The sequence below is a fragment of the Mesorhizobium sp. M2A.F.Ca.ET.043.05.1.1 genome, assembly GCF_003952445.1.
Lineage (GTDB): Bacteria > Pseudomonadota > Alphaproteobacteria > Rhizobiales > Rhizobiaceae > Mesorhizobium.
On record NZ_CP034446.1, the window covers coordinates 2,208,877 to 2,228,021 of the forward strand.

The following is a 19,145-nucleotide window of genomic DNA, read 5'->3' on the forward strand; positions in this document are numbered from 1 at the left end:
GCCTGAGGCCTCAAGAGCGAGGCAAAACAACCCGCCAAAGCGGCCAGAGCGCCTTTCAAAAAACGCCCATCTGCCTCGTGCGCTAAATATCGGCTCCCATGCAAAACCCTCCTTGTGGGAGAAGGTGGATCGGCGTGCAGCGCCGAGACGGATGAGGGGTGTTGGAAGAAACGAGGCGCTGAAGAACAGGGGGCTTCAAGCGCCCATTTCTTCAACGCAGCGATCCTTCCAACACCCCTCATCCGGCCGCTTCGCGGCCACCTTCTCCCACAAGGGGAGAAGGGGAAGCGCCGCGCCCTACAGCGCCGCCGTCACAATGATCTCGACCAGATATTCCGGAGTAGCCAACTTGGCTTCGCCGGTGGCGCGGGCCGGGGTGTGGCCCTGCGGCACCCACTTGTCCCATTCCGAGTTCATCTCGGCGAAGGTGCCCATGTCGGCCAGCCAGATGATCGCCTGGACGATCTTGGTCTTGTCGGTGCCGGCCTTGGCCAGCAATTCGTCGATGGTCTTCAGGATGTCGCGCGTCTGCGAGGCGACGTTGCCGCCGGGCTGGCCAACCTGACCGGCCAGGTAGACGGTATTGCCGTGGATGACGATCTGGCTCATGCGCGGGCCGACATCGATGCGACGAATGCTCATTGCAGGTTCCTTCGTTTCTTGGAGTCGCGCTTGTTTAGAGTCCGGACCGCCCTGGGGCAAGGCCGGTGGCCGCGAAACCAATTGAGCCAATTGTCCGGAGAGTCCGCCCATCCGCCTACACGGCGAGTTGACCGGCCGTGTCACAATTCCGCCGGACCGCGATGTTGACTAATGTAATAACATCACATATCGACAAGCTACCCGATTTCGCGGACCGACGCCTGATGACCAATGCCTGCCTGACCTTCCGCGACCTGACGCTCGGCTATGGCAGCCATCCGGCGATCCATCATCTGAACGGCGTCGTCCGCAAAGGCTCGTTGACCGCGGTGGTCGGCGCCAATGGCTCGGGCAAGTCGACGCTGATGAAGGGCATCGTGGGCGTGCTGAAGCCGATGGAAGGGGCCGTGGTCCGCATGCCGGGCGTCCGCACCGCCTATCTGCCGCAGCAGTCGGAACTCGACCGCTCCTTTCCGGCGCGGGTCGTCGATCTGGTCTCGCTCGGCCTGTGGCCGAAGCGCGGGATGCTCGGCCGCTATACGAAAGAGGATCGCGAGTCGGTCAGCAAGGCATTGATGGCGGTCGGGCTCGGCGGCTTCGAGAAGCGGCCGATCGACACGCTGTCCGGCGGCCAATTGCAGCGCACGCTGTTTGCCCGCGTGCTGTTGCAGGACGCCGACCTCATCCTGCTCGACGAGCCTTTCAATGCGGTCGACGCCAAGACCGTCGGCGATCTCATCCAATTGATAAAGCGCTGGCATGGCGAGGAGCGTACGATCATGGTCGTCGTGCATGACCTCGATCTCGTGCGGCAGAATTTCCCGGAAACGCTGCTGCTCGCCCGCCAGCCGGTCGCCTGGGGCGACACAAAGGAAACGCTGCGGCCGGAAAACCTGCTCAAGGCACGGCGCTTCCACGAGGCCTGGGAAGAGAATGCGCCCTGGTGCGAGCCGAGCGAGCATGATCACGCCCATGACCATGGGCACGACCATCACGATCATGCGCATGATCATCATCACGACCACGGCTCCGGACCGAGGGCGGCGTGATGGAATTTTTCTACGGCTTGTTCATCGCACCCTTCGCCGATTTCGCCTTCATGCAGCGGGCGCTGTTCGGCTCGCTGATGCTGTCGCTCGGCGCCTGCCCGGTCGGCGTCTTCCTGATGCTAAGGCGCATGAGCCTTTCGGGCGACGCCATGGCGCATGCCATCCTGCCGGGTGCCGCCGCCGGCTTCCTGCTCTACGGGCTCGAGATCCTGCCGATGACCGTCGGCGGGTTGATCGCCGGCATCATCGTGGCGCTCGGCGCGGGAGCGGTCTCGCGCTTCACCATCCAGCGCGAGGACGCCTCGATGGCGGCCTTCTATCTGATCTCGCTTGCGGTCGGCGTGCTGATGGTGTCGATCCGCGGCTCCAGCGTCGATCTGATGCATGTGCTGTTCGGCACGGTGCTCGCGCTCAACAATGAGGCGCTGATCCTGATCGGCGGCATCGTGGCGGTGACGCTCGCCTGCCTCGCCATTTTCTGGCGCGCGCTGGTCGCCGAATGCCTCGATCCGCTGTTCCTGCGCTCGGTGAGCCGCATGGGCAGCCCAGTGCATTTCATCTTCCTAGGCCTTGTCGTGCTCAACCTCGTCGGCGGCTTCCAGGCCCTGGGCACGCTGCTCTCGGTCGGGCTGATGATGCTGCCGGCAGCTGCCGCCCGCTTCTGGACGGTGCGCGTCGAACCGATGTGCGTGCTCGCCGTGCTGATCGGCTTTGCCTCCTGCATCGCCGGGTTGCTTCTGTCCTACCACGCTTCGCTGCCTTCCGGCCCGGCGATCATCCTTTCGGCCGGCGTCGTCTATTTCTGCTCGATCCTGTTCGGCACGCGCGGCGTGCTGCGCGCCCGCATCGTGCATCACCGCCACCGCACCGCCTGATCAATTCCCAAAGCAAGGAGACTGTCCCAATGCTGAAATCCTTCCGTGCCGCGCTGGCGTTGAGTGTTATAACATTAAGCGCCTTCGCGACCTCTTCCGCATTCGCGGCGCCGCTCAAAGTGGTGGCGAGTTTTACCGTGATTGCCGATTTCGCCAAGAATGTCGGCGGCGACCGGGTCAACATCACCACCATCGTCGGGCCGGACGGCGACGCGCATGTCTATGAGCCGAGCCCGGCCGACGCGGTGGCGATGGCAGGCGCCGACGTCGTGCTGGTCAACGGCCTGCATTTCGAAGGTTTCCTGCAGCGCCTGGTCGACGCCAGCGCCACCAAGGCCGCGATCGTGACGTTGACCAAGGGTGTCACGCCGATCGACTTCAAGCCGGAATTCGCCGACGCGGACGCTGCCGAAGGCGCCGGCACCGGCGGCGGCAAGACCGTCACCGATCCGCACGCCTTCCAATCGATCGCCAATGCCAAGATCTATGTGAAGAACATCGCCGATGCTTTTTGCGCGGCCGACAATGAAGGTTGCGACAGCTATAAGGCCAACGCCGCAGCCTACACCACCAAGCTCGACGCGCTGGAAGGCGACGTGAAGGCGGCGATCCAGTCGATCCCGGAGGCGAAGCGCGTGGTCATCACCTCGCATGACGCCTTCGGCTATTTCGAGCATGAATACGGCCTGACCTTCCTGGCGCCGCAGGGCATCTCGACCGATTCCGAGCCTTCCGCGGCCGACGTCGCCAAGCTCGTCGAACAGGTGAAGCAGGACAGGGCTGCGGCGATCTTCGTGGAAAACATCACCAATCCGCGGCTGATCGAGCAGATCGCCGGCGAGACCGGCATCAAGGTCGGCGGCACGCTCTATTCGGACGCGCTGTCGGGGTCGGACGGCCCGGCTTCGACCTATATCGACATGATGCACAACAACATCACGCAGATCAAAGGCGCGATCCTCGGCAGTTGAGCCGGCTTGTCAGCCTGCGTTGAGAACCGGCCAACGCCGCCTTTCCAGCCGGACCATTTCCGGCTGGATTCCCGTGTGAAAATGTCTATCTGCTGAATGAGTATCTCCTTATCGACGCGGATTGGCTTTCCATGACCGACTTCACGCCTTTCCAGTCTCTGCTTGGCGGAGCCCTGATCGGGCTGTCGGCCGTGCTGCTTATGGCATTGCATGGCCGCATTGCGGGAATGACTGGGATACTGACCGGCGTTATCCCGCCGGTGTCCGCCGACTGGAAGTGGCGCGCTGCCTTTCTCGCCGGCGCGATCGGCGCGCCGTTGCTGATCCAGCTCGCCGGGAAGGACATCGAGTTCAATGTGCCGGTGCCGACGTTGGCCCTTGTCGTCGGCGGCTTTCTCGTCGGTGTCGGCGTGCATTTCGGTGGCGGTTGTCCGAGCGGGCACGGCATTTGCGGCATCGCGCGACTGTGGCCGCGCTCGTTCGTCGCCGTCGCGACCTTCATGGCCACCGCCTTCGTCACCGTTTTTGTCACCCGTCATGTGATTGGAAGCTGAACCATGAGCAAGCTCGCCTCGGCCTTCCTGATCGGCGGCCTCTTCGGTTTGGGCATCGCTGTGTCCGGCATGATCAACCCGGCGAAGGTGCTGAATTTCTTCGACATCGCCGGAACCTGGGATCCTAGCCTGATCTTCGTGATGGGCGGCGGCCTGGCCGTTGCCTTTGCCGGTTACCGCCTCATATTCGCCCTCCGCAAGAGGCCGGTGTTCGAAACGGCTTTCGCCTTGCCGGGCAGGAAGGACATCGACAGCCAACTCGTCGGGGGCGCCGCGCTGTTCGGCATCGGCTGGGGCATTGCCGGCTTTTGCCCCGGCGGCGCCATTCCGGCGCTCGGCCTTGGCCGCGCGGAGACGCTGATCTTCGTCGTCGCGATGGTGGCGGGCATCGCGGTGGCGCGCTTGGCCAGGACTCGGCTTGCCCGCCTGGCGACCACATAGGAAATCTCCACCGCAGTGGTTGCCGGCCGGTCTGGGGAGTGGCAGAACTGCGCCCAAGCCAACAGGCGCCTAGAATTGCGAGGACGACATCATGGAATACCGCCAGATCAGCGACGACTATTCGGTCTCCGGCCAGATCCAGCCGCAGGACATCGCCGCCATCAAGGACGCCGGCTTCAAGAGCGTGATCTGCAACCGGCCGGACGACGAGCAGCCTGGCCAGCCCTCTGCCGACAGCGTCAAGGCCGCGGCTGAGGCGGCAGGGCTGGCGTTCCGCTACATTCCGGTCATCAGCGGCCAGATCACCATGGACAATGTCGAGGACCAGGCCGCCGCGCTCGACGAGCTCGAAGGGCCGGTCTTCGCCTATTGCCGCTCCGGCGCCCGCTGCACCAATCTTTACGGGCTGATCCAGCAGCAGCGCGGCTGACGATTTGCCGAGAAAGTGTACTGATATTCAGGTCAGGCCGGCCTCACTTGAATATCAGCACACTTTAAATCGGCAGCGCGCCGGTTTCCTTGAGCGTCTCCAGCACGATCGCCGTCTTCACGTGCTGCACGGATTCATGCGGCAGCAGAACGCCGTTGACGAACTCCGACAGTGATTTGAGATCGGGCGTCACCACCTTGAGGATGTAATCCATCTCGCCGGTCAGCGCGTGCGCCTCCTGCACCTCGGGCAGTCGCGCCACCAGTTCGCCGAAGCGGCGGGCATTGTCGCGATTGTGGGTGGCCAGGGTCACCGAGATGACGTTGACCAGCGAAAAGCCGAGACGATCGCGGTCGAGCACGGCGCGGTAGCCCTTGATGTAGCCATCGTCCTCCAGCCGCTGGCGGCGGCGCGAGCATTGCGAGGGCGACAGGTTCACGCGCTCCGAAAGATCGTTGTTGGTGTATCGCGCATCGTCCTGCAGAAGCGCCATTATCTTGCGGTCAAACTGATCAAGGCGCGCATCATCCATACCTATTCCTCCACTCATGCACAATTTGCGCACATGATGCGCGTTATGGGCGGCTGAATGCAAGCACCGTGCGGCGGCTCCGCGCTATCATGGCGAGCATGGCCAAGCTTGGCCGCAACAGCTTTCGGAGGACTGCCATGGGCCCCTTCCCGCACGACGCGCCACCCGCGAAAATCAGCAAGCAAAATCCCGCCGGCACCGACGGTTTCGAATTCGTCGAATTCGCGCATCCGGAGCCCGCCAAGCTTGCCGAGCTTTTCACCCGCATGGGTTATGTCGCGGTGGCCAAGCACCGGACCAAGAACATCACCGTCTGGCGCCAGGGTGACATCAACTATGTCGTCAATGCCGAGCCGGGCTCGCATGCGATGAAGTTCGTCGAAAAGCATGGCCCTTGCGCCGCCTCGATGGCCTGGCGCGTGGTCGATGCCAAGCACGCCTTCGAGCACGCCGTGTCGAAGGGCGCGACGCCCTATGAAGGCACCGACAAGGCGCTCGACGTGCCGGCCATCGTCGGCATCGGCGGTTCGCTGCTCTATTTCATCGAAGCCTATGGCGAGAAGGGGTCGGCCTACGATGCCGAGTTCGAGTGGTTAGGCGAGCGCGATCCCAAGCCCGAAGGCGTCGGCTTCTACTTCCTCGACCACCTCACCCACAATGTCTATCGCGGCAACATGGACAAGTGGTGGGATTTCTACCGCGACCTGTTCGGCTTCAAGCAGATCCATTTCTTCGACATCGACGGCAAGATCACCGGCCTGGTCAGCCGGGCGATTACCTCGCCCTGCGGCAAGATCCGCATTCCGCTGAACGAATCCAAGGACGAGACCAGTCAGATCGCCGAGTACCTCAAGAAGTACAATGGTGAGGGCATCCAGCACATCGCGGTGGGCACCGACGCCATCTACGAGGCCACCGACAAGCTTGCCGCCAACGGGCTGAAGTTCATGCCCGGCCCGCCCGACACCTATTATGAAATGTCGCATGAGCGCGTGCACGGCCATGACGAGCCGATCGAGCGCATGAAGAAGCACGGCATCCTGATCGACGGCGAAGGCGTGGTCGACGGCGGCATGACCAAGATCCTGCTGCAGATTTTCTCGAAGACCGTGATCGGCCCGATCTTCTTCGAGTTCATCCAGCGCAAGGGCGACGAAGGCTTTGGCGAAGGCAATTTCCGCGCCCTGTTCGAATCGATCGAGCAGGACCAGATCAAGCGCGGCGTGATCAAGCTGGACGGCAAGGCGGCGTAGGCGATCCGATTCGGATGTCTTGCGATGCGATCAATTATGACCTAAATTATGGTCATAAAGGATCGCATCCATGAATGTCTCCATCGCCGAAGCCAAGGCCAAATTGTCGGAACTCGTAAGCCGCGCGGAAGCCGGCGAGGAGATCGTGCTTACGCGCCATGGCAGGGTTGCCGCGCGTATTGTACCTCCGGAGGTGGTCGAACCGCTTCCGCGTATCGGCGCCCTGAAGGGCAAGATCTGGATTGCGGACGACTTTGACGAACTCGGTCCCGAATGGGACGAGTACGTCAAATGACGACAGGTCCGTTTCTCGCCGACACGCATATTATCCTCTGGTCGATTTCGGACGATCGACGTCTCAGCGAACAGCACCGTGCCATCCTGAACTCCGAAGCGGTGGTGTTCGCGAGCGCGGCAAGCGTTTGGGAAATCGCCATCAAACGATCAATTGGAAAACTTCAGGCGCCAGATGACCTGCCCGCATTGCTTCCAAGGATGCGATTTCAGCCGCTCGCCGTCACATTTCGGCACGCGCATGCCGTCGGCGATCTGCCCCCTCACCACGGCGATCCGTTCGACCGGTTGCTGATCGCGCAGGCGCAGATGGAAAACCTGACTATCCTGACATCAGACCCGCATTTTGCCCGATACGAGGTCGCACTGGCCTGACTGCCATACGATCAAGCTACTTTTGGAGGCCGGCGGCTTTCCGCAGAATGTCGTTGATGCGGCTCTGCCAGCCGGGTCCGCCGGCGCGGAAGCGGGCGACCACGTCGCTATCGAGACGCAGCGTCACCTGCTTCTTCGGGTTGTCGAGCGCAGGTCGGCCGCGCGAACGGCGGATGCTTTCGGCGAGGTCCGGGAACACTTCCGTGAAGGGGCGGGCGTTTCGAAAATCCTCCTCGGTCCATTCGGGATTGTCCGAAACCGCGTCCCAATCTTCCTTGGTAAAGCCCTTGCCTGGTTGAAAATCCTTGTCGGGTTTCATGATGCTCAGCTTAGCTTTCGCCATTGAACAATCTCCTTTCCGTCTGGTTGGCCAGCCGCATTGAAATGATGGAGATGCCTTCGGAGCCAAGCCGGGCAAAGACCACCGCAACAACGCTACCGACTACCCGACCAATCGCCATGAAGCGGCCAGCTTTGGCCACCCGGATCGTCGAAGCCAGAAAGAACTCCTCGTCCAGAACGGCGAAATCCAGCCCATGCTTCTCGATATTGGCCAACCGTTTCGGTTCGTCCCAAACGATCTTCATCTGAATTTATGTACCTACAATAATTCAGTCAAGAATTTTCGTAACTACGGTAATTTTCACAGACCCAACCGCTCAACCTCGTCCTTCCTGAGCTTCACGTCATAATCGAGCAAAAACTCATCCAGCTGCGGCGGCGCAACGGACGTGCCGGAGAGCATCGCGTGCACCTGGCCGCGGTGGTGGATGTCGTGCAGGAAGACATGGGCGAGGATGTCGCCGATGCGCTCGGGAATCAGGCCGTCCTCGCGTCGGTCGGTGATGACACGGCGGTCCAGATCGGCTTCGGAGAGACCGTCGCAGAAGGCGATCAGCCTGCGGTCGAAATCGGCTTGCGCCGCCGCCAGGCTCGTCGCATCGTCGAACGGAACGAAGTTGTCGTAGGCCGCCGCGCCGAGACCACCATCGGTCAGGAAGTCGAGATAGAGAAGGTCGACCGCAAGGATGTGGTTGAGCGTCTCCTTGATCGAAGGGAAGAAGCTGGTGCGCTTGCCCTCGAACTCGCCGGGCTGGAGCGCGAGCACGGCGCGGTAGAGCCGGTCGTTCGACCAGAGATTGTTGCGCGCCATGCGGCGCAGGTGATCGAGCAGCGTCACCGTTTAGGCCTCCTCCCCCGGCCCGCGCCTATTTGACGTATTTCTCGACCTTCTGCTCGATGGCGCCGAAGATCGAATGGCCGGCCTTGTCCTTCATCTCGATCCGCACCGTGTCGCCGAAACGCAGGAACGGCGTCTTCGGCTCGCCGCTCTCGATGGTCTCGATCATGCGCAGTTCGGCGATGCAGGAATAGCCGGCGCCGCCGGCCGAGACCGGTTTGCCCGGCCCGCCATTCAGCTTGTTGGAAACGGTGCCGGAGCCGATGATGGTGCCGGCGGCAAGCGGCCGGGTTTTCGCGGCATGCGCGATCAATGCCGGAAAGTCGAAGGTCATGTCGACGCCGGCATTGGCGCGGCCGAAGGGCTTGCCGTTGAGATCGGCGAGCAGCGGCAGGCTGACCTTGCCGCCATCCCAGGCATCGCCCAGTTCGTCGGGTGTGACAGCGACCGGCGAGAAAGCCGATGACGGTTTCGACTGGAAGAAGCCGAAGCCCTTGGCCAGCTCAGGCCCGGTGATGGCGCGCAGCGTCACGTCGTTGACCAGCATGACGAGGCGGATCGCCTCCCTCGCCTCTTCCAGGCTCGCGCCCATCGGCACGTCGTCGACGATGACCGCAACCTCGGCCTCCATGTCGATGCCGAAGGCTTCATCGGCCATGCGGATCGGATCGCGCGGGGGAACAAAACTATCCGAGCCGCCCTGGTAGATCAGCGGATCGGTCCAGAAGCTTGCCGGCATTTCGGCGCCGCGCGCCTTCCGCACCAGCTCGACATGATTCACATAGGCCGATCCGTCTGCCCATTGATAGGCCCGCGGCAACGGCGAATGCGCGTTGTGTTCGTGGAAACGCTCCGACGGGACGGCGTTGGTCTCGAGCGATTCCGCCAACGTCGCGAGATGCGGGGCAATGCGGCGCCAGTCGTCGAGTGCGGCCTGCAGCGTCGGCACCAGGAAGGAGGCATCGGTGAACCGCGTCAGATCGCGCGAGACCACGACAAGCTTCCCGTCGCGCGTCCCGTTCTTCAGTGTGGCAAGCTTCATGCGGTTTCCTCTCCTCGCGCGGCTTTGGCGCCGCTTAGTTGTACAACAAGGCCGTCGCGGGCGATCGTCAAGTCACCCGCCCACGATTTCCTGACAGCGGCGACCCAATCGGCTTCGCCGATGGCTGGATCGTCGGCCGGAATGAGATGGTTGAGCACCAGCCGCCGCACACCGGCATCGCTGGCGATGCGGCCGGCATCCTCGGCGAGGCTGTGGCTGGCGAAGAGGTGCTCGCGCAGCCGCGCGCCGTTGCCGGTCCGGGCGACCAGCCTTTCCACACCTTCTTCCAGCATGGCCTCATGGACGAGAATGTCGGCCTCTTTGGCAAAGCCGGCCAGCGGCGGAAAGAAGGCCGTGTCGGCGGAAAAAACTACGCTTCTACCGCCATGCCCGAAGCGCAACGCAAAACAGTCGGTCACCGGCGGATGGTCGACGCGCAGCGCCGTCACTATCAGTCCTTCCTCCTCCAGGATGGCGCCCTCGCCGAATTCCTTGATGGAAACCAGTTCGCGGATATCCGGCCGGCCCTCGTCCACGATGCGGATCCCGATGTCGAATTCCATCGCCCGGCCGAAATGCCGCCAGTAGTCCTGTGTGCCGGGTGGGCCGAAAACGGTCATCGGCGTCGTCAACCCCGCTGTCCAGGCGGTGTGGATCAGCGGCCCGAGTTCCAGAATATGGTCCGAATGGAGGTGCGTGATGAAGATCAGGTCAAGCGCCTTGAGGCTGATGCCGGCATCGACCAGGCCGCGCGTGACACCCAGCCCGCAATCAACGACGATGGTGCGCTCGCCGATCTCGAGTAGCGAGGAGCTCGGCCACGGACCGCCCGGCCGCAATGCCGGGCCGCCCTTGGAGCCGAGCAGGACGAGTCGGTCCGCTGCTTCAGCGCTCAAGACCAGTCGCCCTCCGGGGTGCCGTTGAAACGCTTCTTCAGGTCGGCCCAGCAGTCGATGTAGTTCTCCTGCAAGGTTCCGAGTTCCGCGGCATAGCGCGTCAGCATCTGGGGAAATCGGGTCTCGAACATGAAGGCCATGGTGTTGTCGAGCTTGACCGGCTTCAACTCGGCGCGGGTGGCTTTCTCGAAGCCGGAAGCATCCGGCCCATGCGCCAGCATCTGATTGTGCAGGCTGATGCCGCCCGGCACAAAGCCCTCTTCCTTGGCGTCGTACTGGCCATGGATCAGGCCCATGAACTCGCTCATGATGTTGCGGTGGTACCATGGCGGACGGAACGTGTCCTCTGCAACCAGCCAGCGCGGCGGGAAGATGACGAAGTCGACGTTGGCCGTGCCCTCCTCGCCGCTCGGCGCCGTCAGCACGGTGAAAATAGACGGATCGGGATGGTCGAACAGGATGGCTCCGACCGGCGAAAACGTAGCCAGGTCATACTTATAGGGCGCATAGTTACCGTGCCAGGCGACGACGTCGAGCGGCGAATGGCCGAGCTCTGTGACGTGGAAGGTGCCGCACCATTTGACGGTCAGCCGGCACGGCGTCTCCTTCTCCTCGAACCAGGCGCAGGGCGTCTTGAAGTCACGCGGATTGGCCAGGCAATTGGCGCCGATCGGGCCGCGGTCCGGCATGGTGAACTTGGCGCCGTAATTCTCGCAGACATAGCCGCGCGCCTCCTTGTCGGTGAGCTCGACCTTGAAGACCAGGCCGCGCGGCAGCACGGCGATCTCGCCGGGGCGAAGCTCGATGACGCCCATCTCGGTGACGAAGCGCAGCGCGCCGACCTGCGGCACGACCAGCAATTCGCCGTCGGCGTTGAAGAAATGGTCGTCGACCATCGAGCGGTTGGCGACATAGACATGCGCGGCCATGCCGGATTGCCCGACAGCATCGCCGGCCGTGGTGAAGGTGCGCATGCCGGAGATGAAGTCCGTCGGCTCGGAGGGCATGGGCGTCGGATTCCAGCGATATTGGCCGAGCGCCAGCTCATGATCGCCGATGTTGGGACCTGTCTTCCACAGCGGGTAGCTCGCGGCCTTGAAGCGGCCGGTATGTTTCACGCTCGGGCGGATGCGGTAGAGCCACGAACGCTCATTGGTGCCGCGCGGCGCGGTGAAAGGCGAGCCGGAGAGCTGCTCGGCATAAAGCCCGTAGGCCGGCCGCTGCGGCGAGTTGCGCCCCTGCGGCAGCGAGCCGGGCAGAGTCTCGGTCTCGAAGTCATTGCCGAAGCCCGGCATGTATGAAAAGCCCATCCGATCCTCCCTGATCCCGGTGCCCAAACCTCGCAAAGCGTAGCTTGCCGGTGATGTTGACCAAACTGGTTTCATTTGTAACCATCGAAAATGTAACTATCAACGGCGCGCTGCATCCCGGGGAGCGCTTCATGGAACCTGAAATCCTCGAACTCGAAAGCTTTCTCCCGTACCGTCTCTACCGGCTTGCGGACACCGTCAGTCGCGAGTTCTCCCGCATCTACAAGGAGCGCCACGGCCTGACGCGGCCGGAATGGCGCACGCTGTCGGGGCTGGGCCAGCACGGCACGATGACGGCGACAGCGCTCGGAGAGCAGTCGGCCATGCACAAGACCAAGGTTTCGCGCGCGGTGGCCGAGCTGGAGCGCCGGCGCTGGCTGACGCGCACGCCGGACGAGAAAGACCGGCGAGTCGAGCATCTTGCGCTGACCAAGGCGGGGCTTGCGGCCTATCGAGAAATGGTGCCGCTGGCGAAGGCGTTTGAAAGGGAGTTGCTGGCGAGGTTGAGCGCGGGCGAACGGGCGGCGATCGTGACGGGGATCGCGGCGCTGGAGGGGCCTTGGAAGAAAAGGGCTGATAGGCTGGCGCGAGGCCCCCCTCTCTGTCCTGCCGGACATCTCCCCCTCAAGGGGGGAGATTAGATGTCACGCCGGCTTTCGCCAATCGCCAACGTTGCAGGATGAGAGCTGGCGCCGAGGCGGCCAATCTCCCCCCTTGAGATGTCCGGCAGGACAGAGAGGGGGGCGAAGGAACTCGACGTTTCCTTAGAAGCCCCTCACCAATCCATCACCACCTTGCCCGAACTGCCGCTCCGCATCGCGTCGAAGCCCACCTGAAAATCGTCGATCCCAATGCGGTGCGTGATCAGCCCCGAGACATCGAGCGGCCCCTGCACGAGCGCGATCATCTTGTACCAGGTCTCGAACATCTCGCGACCGTAGATGCCCTTCAGATGCAGCATCTTGAAGATGACCTTGTTCCAGTCGATCTCGAAGCCGGTAGGCGCGATGCCCAAAATGGCGATCTTGCCGCCATTGTTCATGGTGTCGATCATGTCGCGGAAGGCGGGCGCGGCGCCCGACATCTCCAGGCCGACATCGAACCCTTCGCTCATGCCGATCGACGGCATCACGTCGCGCAGCTTTTCCTCCGAGGCGTCGACGACATGCTGGACACCCAGCTTGCGCGCCAGATCCAGCCGGACCGGGTTGATGTCGGTGATGACGACTTTTCGCGCGCCGACGCATTGCGCGACCAGCGCGCCCATGATGCCGATCGGGCCGGCGCCGGTGACCAGCACGTCCTCGCCGACCAAGTCGAAGGACAGTGCGGTGTGAACCGCATTGCCGAGCGGATCGAAGATGGCGGCGATTTCGTCCGGCACGTCGTCGGGGATCGGCACGACATTGTGCTGCGGGATCGCCATGTACTCGCCGAAGGCGCCGGGGCGGTTGACGCCGACGCCCAGCGTGTTGCGGCAGAGATGGCCCCTGCCCGCACGACAGTTGCGGCAGTGACCACAGACGATGTGCCCCTCGCCCGAGACGCGCTGGCCGACCTTGTATTCGGTGACCGCGGCGCCGAAATCGGCGACGGTGCCGACGAATTCATGGCCCGTCACCATCGGCACCGGCACGGTCTTCTGCGCCCATTGATCCCAATTGTAGATATGAACGTCGGTGCCACAGATCGCGGTCTTCTTGACCTTGATCAGCACGTCGTTGGGGCCGATCTCCGGCACCGGCACCTCTTCCATCCAGATGCCCGGCTCAGCCTTGGCCTTCACCAGCGCTTTCATCATGTTCGACATTCTGTTGTCCTTCGAATCCATTGATCCGGAATCTTTTTCCAGCGCCGGGCGTTCAGGAAATGACGCCCAGTTCCTTGCCGACCTCGCCAAACGCCTCGACCGCGCGATCGATGTCGGCGCTGGAATGCGCCGCCGACATCTGTGTGCGGATGCGCGCCTGGCCCTTCGGCACCACCGGGAAGGAGAAACCGATGACATAGATGCCGCGCTTCAGCATGCGCGCGGCCATCTCCTGCGCCAGAGCGGCGTCACCCAGCATCACCGGGATGATCGGATGGTCGGCGCCGGCAAGCGTAAAGCCAAGCTTACCCATGCTGGAGCGGAACCGGTCCGCATTGTCATATAAGCGCCGGCGCAGCGCGTCGCCATGGCGGATCAGGTCGAACACTTTGATCGAGGCGCCGGCGATGGCCGGCATCAGCGTGTTGGAAAAAAGATAGGGCCGCGAACGCTGGCGCAACCAGTCGACCACCTGCCTCTTGCCGGACGTATAACCGCCGGAGGCGCCGCCCAGCGCCTTGCCCAGCGTGCCGGTGATGATGTCCACCCTGCCCTCGACACCGCAATGCTCGGCCGAGCCGCGGCCGTTCCTGCCGACGAAGCCGACCGCATGGCTGTCGTCAACCATCACCATCGCATCGTATTTCTCGGCCAGATCGCAGACGCCGCGCAGATTGGCGATGATGCCGTCCATCGAAAACACGCCGTCGGTGGCGATCAGCCGGAAGCGGCAGTCCTTCGCCTCCTTCAGCCGGGCCTCGAGATCGGCCATGTCGTTGTTGGCGTAGCGGAAGCGCTTGGCCTTGGAGAGCCTGACCCCGTCGATGATCGAGGCGTGGTTCAAGGCATCGGAGATGATGGCGTCCTCCTCGCCAAGCAGCGTCTCGAACAGGCCGCCATTGGCGTCGAAGCAGGAAGAGTAGAGGATGGTGTCCTCCATGCCGAGGAACGACGAGATCGTCGCCTCGAGTTCCTTATGCTCTTCCTGCGTGCCGCAGATGAAACGCACCGAAGCCATGCCGTATCCGTAGCGGTCGAGCGCATGCTTTGCCGCGTCGCGCAGGTCCAGGCTGTCGGCGAGGCCGAGATAGTTGTTGGCGCAGAAGTTCAGCACCTTTTCGCCGCCGACCTCGATCTCGGCGGACTGCATGGAGGAAATCACCCGCTCGGCTTTGTAGAGCCCGGCCGATTTCAGCCCCTGGAGCTCGCTGTCGATGTGGGAAAGGAATGCTTTGCTCATGGGTCTGGCCCTGTTCGGTTCGAGGCCGGACTGTCGCGCCACGGCTGCAAAAAATCCATCGCAAAAGCGACCGCTTCGGTGGCGTCGCGAAAGCCGGACGGCAATCCTTTCTGGCGAGGCACCAGCAATGCGATCAAAAAGCTGTGCGCGGGAAACGACATGATAACCATCTTGCGAGCTTTGTCGCGCCGCTGCGTTCGCCATCGGCCTCCTTTGCCGAGCTGTTAACCCTTTCAAGGCAAGCGTCTTCCCGTCACGAAGGCGGGAATCCGTCGACCGGAGGGTCACTTAAGTCATGTCGCAGCAGCCAGTGCAGAGCGTTTCGCGCAAGCTGATCCTGCTCATTAAGACCGGCTACTGGCTGGCGCTCGCGATTATTGCCGCCATGGTGGTGGCCTCCTTCATTCTTCTGCAGCAGCTGATGGCGCAGCAGCAGCACAATGATGCCCTGCTCGACATCGTCTCGACGCAGAAGGCGCTGTCGCAACGCATCGTCTTCCTGGCGAGCGCCACGGGCGCTGCCTCGCGCGACAAGCAGCCGGCGCTGGTCACCGCGCTCAAGCAGGCGACGGGCGAATTCGAAACCAGCTACGACCGGCTGCTCAAGGAGACCGGCGCCGATCCGCTGTCGCCGGCACGCAACGATCCGAAGTCGATCGAATATGTGCTGTTCAACAAGCCGTTCCACCTCGATTACTTCTCGGTCGGGCTCGTCGCCAATGGCGAAAGGCTGGTCTCGTCCTTTGAGTCGCAGCTCGGTATGCAGAGCAACGGCTACAAGGCCGGCGGCGAACGCGCCGGCCTCGATGCTTCCGTCGCCAATGCGACACTGTCGGGCTATGCCGCGCTCGGCCAGCGCATCAGCGCGTTCGCCGACGCGCAGTCCAGCAACATCCTCGACCTGCACCGCACGCTGTTCTTCGCCACCCTCGGCGTCATCGTGCTGGTGGCGCTGTTCATCTTTCGGCCGATGTCCAACGCCATCCTGCGCAAGACCCGCGAGCTGGTGGACGCGCGCAACTCCATGGCCTTCATCGCCGTGCATGACGGCTTGACCGGTCTCCACAACCGCACCTTCCTCACCGACCATTTCGATACGCTGATCAAGGGCGCACACCGGCGCCGCGAGCGCCTGGCGGTGGTCCAGTTCGATCTCGACCGCTTCAAGCAGATCAACGACACGCTCGGACACGCCGCCGGCGACTATGTGCTGGTGGTGACGGCGCAGCGCATGCGCGATTCCTGCCGCGCGTCTGACCTCTGCGCGCGGCTCGGCGGCGACGAATTCGTCATGATCCTCAACGGGGCCGGCACCACCGAGGACATCCATGCGCTGGCCAAGCGCATCCTTGCCGAAATCAACGAGCCGATCACCTTCCAGGGTACGACCATCATGCCTGGCGCCAGCGCCGGCATCGCGGTCTATCCAGTCGACGCCGACAATGCGCAGGACCTGCTCGTCCATGCCGACCTCGCCCTCTATTCCGCCAAGAAGCTCGGCGGCGGCAATTTCTCCTTCTTCTCGGAGGAACTGCGGCGCGAGCTCGACTACCGCAAGCAGCTCGAACAGGACATCCGCACGGCGATCGCCGACAAAAGTTTCGAGGTCTATTTCCAGCCGCAAGTATCGCTGACCAGCGGCAAGATCAGCGGCATCGAGGCCTTGGTGCGCTGGAACCACGCCACGCGCGGCATGATCTCGCCCGGCGAGTTCATTCCCGTCGCCGAGAAATGCGGCTTCATGCCCGATGTCGGCCGCATCGTCATCAGCAAGGCGATCAACGAGGCCGCCGAATGGGATCGGGCCGGTATCGATTTCGGGCGCATTGCCGTCAATGTCTCGGGCACCGAGTTGCGCGAGCCTGATTTCGACGAGTTCCTGTTCGGCACGCTGGAGCGCGCCGGGCTGGCGCCGCAGAAGCTTTCGCTGGAAATCGTCGAATCCGTCATCCTCGACGATGAGAAGACCGGAATCGCCGCCAAGCTCCGCCACATCCGCGCCGCCGGCGTGCATCTGGAGCTTGACGATTTCGGCACCGGCTATGCCTCGCTCAGCCACGTCAACCCGAACGAGATCGACCGGCTGAAGATCGACCGGCGCTTTGTCCAGAACATCAATGAGAATGGCGACAACAGCAAGATCGTACGCGCCATCACGGAACTTGCCAGGGGGTTGGGCATCTCGATCGTCGCCGAGGGCGCCGAGACCGAGGCCGAGCTCGACTCGCTGATGGCGATAGGCTGCGACCAGGTGCAGGGCTATTCCATCGCCTTCCCGATGCCGCAGGACAAGGCGCGCGAATGGCTGGCGGCACGCAGCCCGAAAAAGGCGAAGCTGAAAGTGCTGCAGGGCAGCCTGGGCTAGCGCAACCGCCAACAAGCTTGACACAACCGGGCGTTATGGCGGCCTATCGGGATCGCAACCGGGTTTTGCGAATGCTGCTTCGTTATATCCTGCCGTTCCTGCTGCTTGTCGCATCGCCCGCCTCGGCCGCCGACCGCACCATCTACCTCACTTTCGACGACGGTCCGCTGAACGGTACAGCCAACATCCTCGACGTTCTGCAGGCCGAGCAGGTGCCCGCAACTTTGTTCATGGTCGGCATGCATGCCGAGGCCAACGCTACCAACCGGGCGCTGTTGCAGCGGGCGAAATCGATGCCGCTCGTGACGATCGGCAACCACAGCTACAGCCATGCCTATAATCACTACCGGCATTTCTTACGGCGACACCGAAGGCGTGGTCGCCGACATGCTGAAGGCCAATGTTGTGCTCGGGCTGAAGCCGGCCGTGCATGCGCGGCTGCCCGGACGCGACGTGTTCCGGCTGCCCAATTACTCGAAGGACGACAATTCACTCGGGCTGGCCGAGGCCGGCCGCGAGGATCCGGACTACGAATTCGTCGCGGCTTCAGGCTTCTGGCTTTACGGCTGGGATCACGAGTGGGTGCATGAGGACAGCGGCAAGCCGGTTCAGAGCGTCGACCATCTGGTCAGCGAGATCGACCATCTGTTCGCCTACGGCCATTTCGCCAGGCCGAACAAGCTGATCCTGCTCATGCATGACGAGATGTTCCAGGATGCTTTCGACGGCAAGACGAAGCTGACGACCTTGATCGCGGCGCTCAGGCTGCGCCACTACGCTTTCGGGGCGATTGCGGGCTACGACCAGTAGTTGGTTATAGTTTGACCCTCCGACCCGGTCTGCGCGAACGAGGCGGGATATCTTCCTTTTCTACGGGAAACGACGTCAGCAAGCTTCCAAAGCTGGGGGCTTCGACATTCGCCCGCAGCGCCGCCAGCATCTCGGCGAATTCCGCGAGCCGTTCGTCCGGCAGACCGGCCCGCAGCCGCTTGTCGAAGTCGACGGCCGCGAGACGCAATTTCTCGAACAGCGCTTCTCCGGCTTCAGTCAGCGCCACCTGGTGGACCCGGCGGTTTTCGGGATCGCGGCGGCGCGTCAGCAAACCTTGCGCCTCCATGGCGTTGAGGTGATGCGTCAGCGTCGCGCCCTGGATGCCGATCATGCCGGCAAGCTCGCGCTGGTTGGCCAGTTCCTTCGACTTGACCGACAGCAAGGTCAACCAGACCGGCAGCGTGCCGCCGGCCTCGACCAGGGCGGCATCGAAGGCCTGCGCCACCACTTTCGAGGTGCGGGCGAGGTTCATGCCGACGGGCGGGCGGTCAAACGGTGTCATGACGTGACAGTAGAGCATGCAATGAGAACGTGAAACTCGGCTCCATGAATTGACATCTAATCGTTAGATATCTAACTTTGCCTTATTGATGGCGTCGCGACGTGGCAGCGACGTGCGGCGGGCGGCAGAGAGGAATGCGGTCATGCAATATGTCTATATCGTCATCATCGGCCTGCACGTCATGGCCGGCGTGTTCTGGGCCGGCACCACCATTGCGGTCGCCCGCGATCCGGAGATCAAGGCGGAGCGCTTCATCCGGCCGCAGCTTGGCGCCTCCGGTCTGGCGTTCCTGACCGGCATTCTGCTCTGGTATTTCTTCCATGAGGGCGCGTTCGGCCCGATGGAGAAGGCGCTGGCGCTCGGCATTGTGACCGCGCTGATCGCCGCCGGCGTGCAGGGCGCGCTCGTCGCCTCCGCCAGCCGGCAACTGGCCGGCGCCGATCAAGCGACGCAGACCCAGCTGCGGGCGAGAATGACCAGAGGCGAACGCATCGCCGGCGGGCTGCTGGTCATCACCGTGGTTTGCATGGCGACCGCCAAGCTGTTTTGACAT

25 protein-coding genes and 1 pseudogene are annotated in these 19,145 nt (G+C 63.0%); 14 read left to right on the plus strand and 12 right to left on the minus strand.

Annotated elements, in window-relative coordinates; all coding sequences use genetic code 11:
* Positions 1–297 precede the first annotated feature (297 nt).
* Positions 298–642, minus strand: coding sequence for a RidA family protein (locus EJ069_RS10670; protein WP_126061243.1), 345 nt, complete (start codon positions 640–642; stop codon positions 298–300).
* A gap of 224 nt (positions 643–866) precedes the next feature.
* Here EJ069_RS10670 and aztA point away from each other — a divergent pair, with 224 nt between their 5' ends.
* From aztA to EJ069_RS10700, 6 genes are all read left to right on the plus strand, one after another.
* On the plus strand, positions 867–1,691 hold the full coding sequence (aztA, locus tag EJ069_RS10675) for a zinc ABC transporter ATP-binding protein AztA (protein WP_126061244.1): 825 nt from the start codon (positions 867–869) through the stop codon (positions 1,689–1,691).
* Positions 1,691–2,566 carry a zinc ABC transporter permease AztB gene (aztB, locus tag EJ069_RS10680; RefSeq protein WP_126061245.1) on the plus strand — a complete coding sequence of 292 codons (876 nt, stop codon included), beginning with the start codon at positions 1,691–1,693 and terminating at the stop codon, positions 2,564–2,566. Before aztA ends, aztB begins: the two co-directional genes overlap by 1 nt.
* 29 nt (positions 2,567–2,595) lie before the next feature.
* The gene (gene aztC, locus EJ069_RS10685) at positions 2,596–3,537 is read left to right on the plus strand and encodes a zinc ABC transporter substrate-binding protein AztC (RefSeq protein ID WP_126061246.1); all 942 of its coding nucleotides are present in this window, start codon (positions 2,596–2,598) and stop codon (positions 3,535–3,537) included.
* Positions 3,538–3,668: 131 nt separating this feature from the next.
* Positions 3,669–4,091: a YeeE/YedE thiosulfate transporter family protein gene (locus EJ069_RS10690; protein ID WP_126061247.1), complete on the plus strand. Its 423-nt coding sequence runs from the start codon at positions 3,669–3,671 to the stop codon at positions 4,089–4,091.
* 3 nt (positions 4,092–4,094) lie between these two features.
* Positions 4,095–4,532 (plus strand): DUF6691 family protein, encoded by a 438-nt coding sequence (locus tag EJ069_RS10695; RefSeq protein WP_126061248.1) that lies wholly within the window; start codon positions 4,095–4,097, stop codon positions 4,530–4,532.
* Positions 4,533–4,623: 91 nt separating this feature from the next.
* Entirely contained in the window at positions 4,624–4,962 is a 339-nt protein-coding gene (locus tag EJ069_RS10700) for a TIGR01244 family sulfur transferase (RefSeq protein ID WP_042646282.1), read from the plus strand.
* A gap of 64 nt (positions 4,963–5,026) precedes the next feature.
* Here the strand turns inward: EJ069_RS10700 and EJ069_RS10705 are convergent, their stop codons facing one another.
* The gene (locus EJ069_RS10705) at positions 5,027–5,494 is read right to left on the minus strand and encodes an Lrp/AsnC family transcriptional regulator (protein WP_042646286.1); all 468 of its coding nucleotides are present in this window, start codon (positions 5,492–5,494) and stop codon (positions 5,027–5,029) included.
* Between the two features lie 137 nt (positions 5,495–5,631).
* On the opposite strand from EJ069_RS10705, the gene hppD reads away from it, so the two are divergent.
* The 3 genes from hppD (at position 5,632) to EJ069_RS10720 (ending at position 7,416) form a co-directional block, all read left to right on the plus strand.
* The gene (gene hppD / locus EJ069_RS10710) at positions 5,632–6,747 is read left to right on the plus strand and encodes a 4-hydroxyphenylpyruvate dioxygenase (protein ID WP_126061249.1); all 1,116 of its coding nucleotides are present in this window, start codon (positions 5,632–5,634) and stop codon (positions 6,745–6,747) included.
* A gap of 70 nt (positions 6,748–6,817) precedes the next feature.
* Positions 6,818–7,042 carry a type II toxin-antitoxin system prevent-host-death family antitoxin gene (locus tag EJ069_RS10715; RefSeq protein WP_126061250.1) on the plus strand — a complete coding sequence of 75 codons (225 nt, stop codon included), beginning with the start codon at positions 6,818–6,820 and terminating at the stop codon, positions 7,040–7,042.
* Positions 7,039–7,416 carry a type II toxin-antitoxin system VapC family toxin gene (locus EJ069_RS10720; protein ID WP_126061251.1) on the plus strand — a complete coding sequence of 126 codons (378 nt, stop codon included), beginning with the start codon at positions 7,039–7,041 and terminating at the stop codon, positions 7,414–7,416. Before EJ069_RS10715 ends, EJ069_RS10720 begins: the two co-directional genes overlap by 4 nt.
* Before the next feature lie 16 nt (positions 7,417–7,432).
* Here EJ069_RS10720 and EJ069_RS10725 read toward each other — a convergent pair whose 3' ends face one another.
* Genes EJ069_RS10725 through hmgA form a run of 6 tightly spaced genes read right to left on the minus strand, consistent with a single transcriptional unit; the run spans position 7,433 to position 11,844 of the window.
* Positions 7,433–7,759, minus strand: a complete 327-nt coding sequence (locus tag EJ069_RS10725; protein WP_126061252.1) for a BrnA antitoxin family protein — start codon at positions 7,757–7,759, stop codon at positions 7,433–7,435.
* A complete protein-coding gene (locus EJ069_RS10730) occupies positions 7,746–8,003 on the minus strand; it encodes a BrnT family toxin (protein WP_126061253.1) in 258 nt (85 codons plus the stop codon). Before EJ069_RS10730 ends, EJ069_RS10725 begins: the two co-directional genes overlap by 14 nt.
* 56 nt (positions 8,004–8,059) lie before the next feature.
* Positions 8,060–8,596 carry a DinB family protein gene (locus EJ069_RS10735; RefSeq protein WP_126061254.1) on the minus strand — a complete coding sequence of 179 codons (537 nt, stop codon included), beginning with the start codon at positions 8,594–8,596 and terminating at the stop codon, positions 8,060–8,062.
* Between the two features lie 28 nt (positions 8,597–8,624).
* The gene (locus EJ069_RS10740) at positions 8,625–9,638 is read right to left on the minus strand and encodes a fumarylacetoacetate hydrolase family protein (RefSeq protein ID WP_126061255.1); all 1,014 of its coding nucleotides are present in this window, start codon (positions 9,636–9,638) and stop codon (positions 8,625–8,627) included.
* Positions 9,635–10,534 (minus strand): MBL fold metallo-hydrolase, encoded by a 900-nt coding sequence (locus EJ069_RS10745; protein WP_126061256.1) that lies wholly within the window; start codon positions 10,532–10,534, stop codon positions 9,635–9,637. The genes EJ069_RS10740 and EJ069_RS10745 overlap by 4 nt, the downstream gene beginning before the upstream one ends.
* A complete protein-coding gene (gene hmgA, locus EJ069_RS10750; protein ID WP_126061257.1) occupies positions 10,531–11,844 on the minus strand; it encodes a homogentisate 1,2-dioxygenase in 1,314 nt (437 codons plus the stop codon). The genes EJ069_RS10745 and hmgA overlap by 4 nt, the downstream gene beginning before the upstream one ends.
* A 131-nt stretch (positions 11,845–11,975) precedes the next feature.
* Here hmgA and EJ069_RS10755 point away from each other — a divergent pair, with 131 nt between their 5' ends.
* Positions 11,976–12,485, plus strand: coding sequence for a MarR family transcriptional regulator (locus tag EJ069_RS10755; RefSeq protein WP_245456642.1), 510 nt, complete (start codon positions 11,976–11,978; stop codon positions 12,483–12,485).
* Between the two features lie 134 nt (positions 12,486–12,619).
* Here EJ069_RS10755 and tdh read toward each other — a convergent pair whose 3' ends face one another.
* From tdh to EJ069_RS32705, 3 genes are read right to left on the minus strand one after another with little or no spacing between them, the layout of a single operon-like run.
* The gene (tdh, locus tag EJ069_RS10760; protein ID WP_126061258.1) at positions 12,620–13,654 is read right to left on the minus strand and encodes an L-threonine 3-dehydrogenase; all 1,035 of its coding nucleotides are present in this window, start codon (positions 13,652–13,654) and stop codon (positions 12,620–12,622) included.
* 52 nt (positions 13,655–13,706) lie between these two features.
* Entirely contained in the window at positions 13,707–14,894 is a 1,188-nt protein-coding gene (locus tag EJ069_RS10765; protein WP_126061259.1) for a glycine C-acetyltransferase, read from the minus strand.
* Positions 14,891–15,055, minus strand: a complete 165-nt coding sequence (locus tag EJ069_RS32705; RefSeq protein ID WP_189476274.1) for a hypothetical protein — start codon at positions 15,053–15,055, stop codon at positions 14,891–14,893. The genes EJ069_RS10765 and EJ069_RS32705 overlap by 4 nt, the downstream gene beginning before the upstream one ends.
* A 134-nt stretch (positions 15,056–15,189) precedes the next feature.
* Between EJ069_RS32705 and EJ069_RS10770 the strand changes: the two genes are divergently transcribed.
* The 3 genes and pseudogenes from EJ069_RS10770 (at position 15,190) to EJ069_RS33250 (ending at position 18,069) form a co-directional block, all read left to right on the plus strand.
* Complete coding sequence (locus tag EJ069_RS10770; RefSeq protein WP_126061260.1) at positions 15,190–17,259, plus strand: EAL domain-containing protein; 2,070 nt, start codon at positions 15,190–15,192, stop codon at positions 17,257–17,259.
* 71 nt (positions 17,260–17,330) lie between these two features.
* Positions 17,331–17,537, plus strand: a pseudogene (locus tag EJ069_RS33245) (polysaccharide deacetylase family protein); the annotation flags it as partial.
* 52 nt (positions 17,538–17,589) lie between these two features.
* Positions 17,590–18,069 (plus strand): hypothetical protein, encoded by a 480-nt coding sequence (locus tag EJ069_RS33250; protein WP_245456749.1) that lies wholly within the window; start codon positions 17,590–17,592, stop codon positions 18,067–18,069.
* Between the two features lie 4 nt (positions 18,070–18,073).
* Here the strand turns inward: EJ069_RS33250 and EJ069_RS10780 are convergent, their stop codons facing one another.
* Positions 18,074–18,592 (minus strand): MarR family winged helix-turn-helix transcriptional regulator, encoded by a 519-nt coding sequence (locus EJ069_RS10780; protein WP_126061261.1) that lies wholly within the window; start codon positions 18,590–18,592, stop codon positions 18,074–18,076.
* Positions 18,593–18,734: 142 nt separating this feature from the next.
* Here EJ069_RS10780 and EJ069_RS10785 point away from each other — a divergent pair, with 142 nt between their 5' ends.
* Positions 18,735–19,142: a hypothetical protein gene (locus tag EJ069_RS10785; protein ID WP_126061262.1), complete on the plus strand. Its 408-nt coding sequence runs from the start codon at positions 18,735–18,737 to the stop codon at positions 19,140–19,142.
* Positions 19,143–19,145 lie beyond the last annotated feature (3 nt).

What these genes read in the sequence shown, in the direction of transcription:
- EJ069_RS10770 (WP_126061260.1), top strand. Translation starts at nt 15,190, where the DNA reads ATGTCGCAGCAGCCAGTGCAGAGCGTTTCGCGCAAGCTGATCCTGCTC.
- EJ069_RS10695 (WP_126061248.1), top strand. Translation starts at nt 4,095, where the DNA reads ATGAGCAAGCTCGCCTCGGCCTTCCTGATCGGCGGCCTCTTCGGTTTG.
- EJ069_RS10670 (WP_126061243.1), bottom strand. Translation starts at nt 642, where the DNA reads ATGAGCATTCGTCGCATCGATGTCGGCCCGCGCATGAGCCAGATCGTC.
- hppD (WP_126061249.1), top strand. Translation starts at nt 5,632, where the DNA reads ATGGGCCCCTTCCCGCACGACGCGCCACCCGCGAAAATCAGCAAGCAA.
- EJ069_RS10785 (WP_126061262.1), top strand. Translation starts at nt 18,735, where the DNA reads ATGCAATATGTCTATATCGTCATCATCGGCCTGCACGTCATGGCCGGC.
- EJ069_RS10780 (WP_126061261.1), bottom strand. Translation starts at nt 18,592, where the DNA reads ATGACACCGTTTGACCGCCCGCCCGTCGGCATGAACCTCGCCCGCACC.
- tdh (WP_126061258.1), bottom strand. Translation starts at nt 13,654, where the DNA reads ATGTCGAACATGATGAAAGCGCTGGTGAAGGCCAAGGCTGAGCCGGGC.
- EJ069_RS10740 (WP_126061255.1), bottom strand. Translation starts at nt 9,638, where the DNA reads ATGAAGCTTGCCACACTGAAGAACGGGACGCGCGACGGGAAGCTTGTC.
- EJ069_RS33250 (WP_245456749.1), top strand. Translation starts at nt 17,590, where the DNA reads ATGCCTATAATCACTACCGGCATTTCTTACGGCGACACCGAAGGCGTG.
- EJ069_RS10690 (WP_126061247.1), top strand. Translation starts at nt 3,669, where the DNA reads ATGACCGACTTCACGCCTTTCCAGTCTCTGCTTGGCGGAGCCCTGATC.
- EJ069_RS10705 (WP_042646286.1), bottom strand. Translation starts at nt 5,494, where the DNA reads ATGGATGATGCGCGCCTTGATCAGTTTGACCGCAAGATAATGGCGCTT.
- EJ069_RS10715 (WP_126061250.1), top strand. Translation starts at nt 6,818, where the DNA reads ATGAATGTCTCCATCGCCGAAGCCAAGGCCAAATTGTCGGAACTCGTA.
- EJ069_RS10720 (WP_126061251.1), top strand. Translation starts at nt 7,039, where the DNA reads ATGACGACAGGTCCGTTTCTCGCCGACACGCATATTATCCTCTGGTCG.
- aztC (WP_126061246.1), top strand. Translation starts at nt 2,596, where the DNA reads ATGCTGAAATCCTTCCGTGCCGCGCTGGCGTTGAGTGTTATAACATTA.
- hmgA (WP_126061257.1), bottom strand. Translation starts at nt 11,844, where the DNA reads ATGGGCTTTTCATACATGCCGGGCTTCGGCAATGACTTCGAGACCGAG.
- aztA (WP_126061244.1), top strand. Translation starts at nt 867, where the DNA reads ATGACCAATGCCTGCCTGACCTTCCGCGACCTGACGCTCGGCTATGGC.
- EJ069_RS10730 (WP_126061253.1), bottom strand. Translation starts at nt 8,003, where the DNA reads ATGAAGATCGTTTGGGACGAACCGAAACGGTTGGCCAATATCGAGAAG.
- EJ069_RS10700 (WP_042646282.1), top strand. Translation starts at nt 4,624, where the DNA reads ATGGAATACCGCCAGATCAGCGACGACTATTCGGTCTCCGGCCAGATC.
- EJ069_RS10725 (WP_126061252.1), bottom strand. Translation starts at nt 7,759, where the DNA reads ATGGCGAAAGCTAAGCTGAGCATCATGAAACCCGACAAGGATTTTCAA.
- aztB (WP_126061245.1), top strand. Translation starts at nt 1,691, where the DNA reads ATGGAATTTTTCTACGGCTTGTTCATCGCACCCTTCGCCGATTTCGCC.
- EJ069_RS10765 (WP_126061259.1), bottom strand. Translation starts at nt 14,894, where the DNA reads ATGAGCAAAGCATTCCTTTCCCACATCGACAGCGAGCTCCAGGGGCTG.
- EJ069_RS32705 (WP_189476274.1), bottom strand. Translation starts at nt 15,055, where the DNA reads ATGTCGTTTCCCGCGCACAGCTTTTTGATCGCATTGCTGGTGCCTCGC.
- EJ069_RS10755 (WP_245456642.1), top strand. Translation starts at nt 11,976, where the DNA reads ATGGAACCTGAAATCCTCGAACTCGAAAGCTTTCTCCCGTACCGTCTC.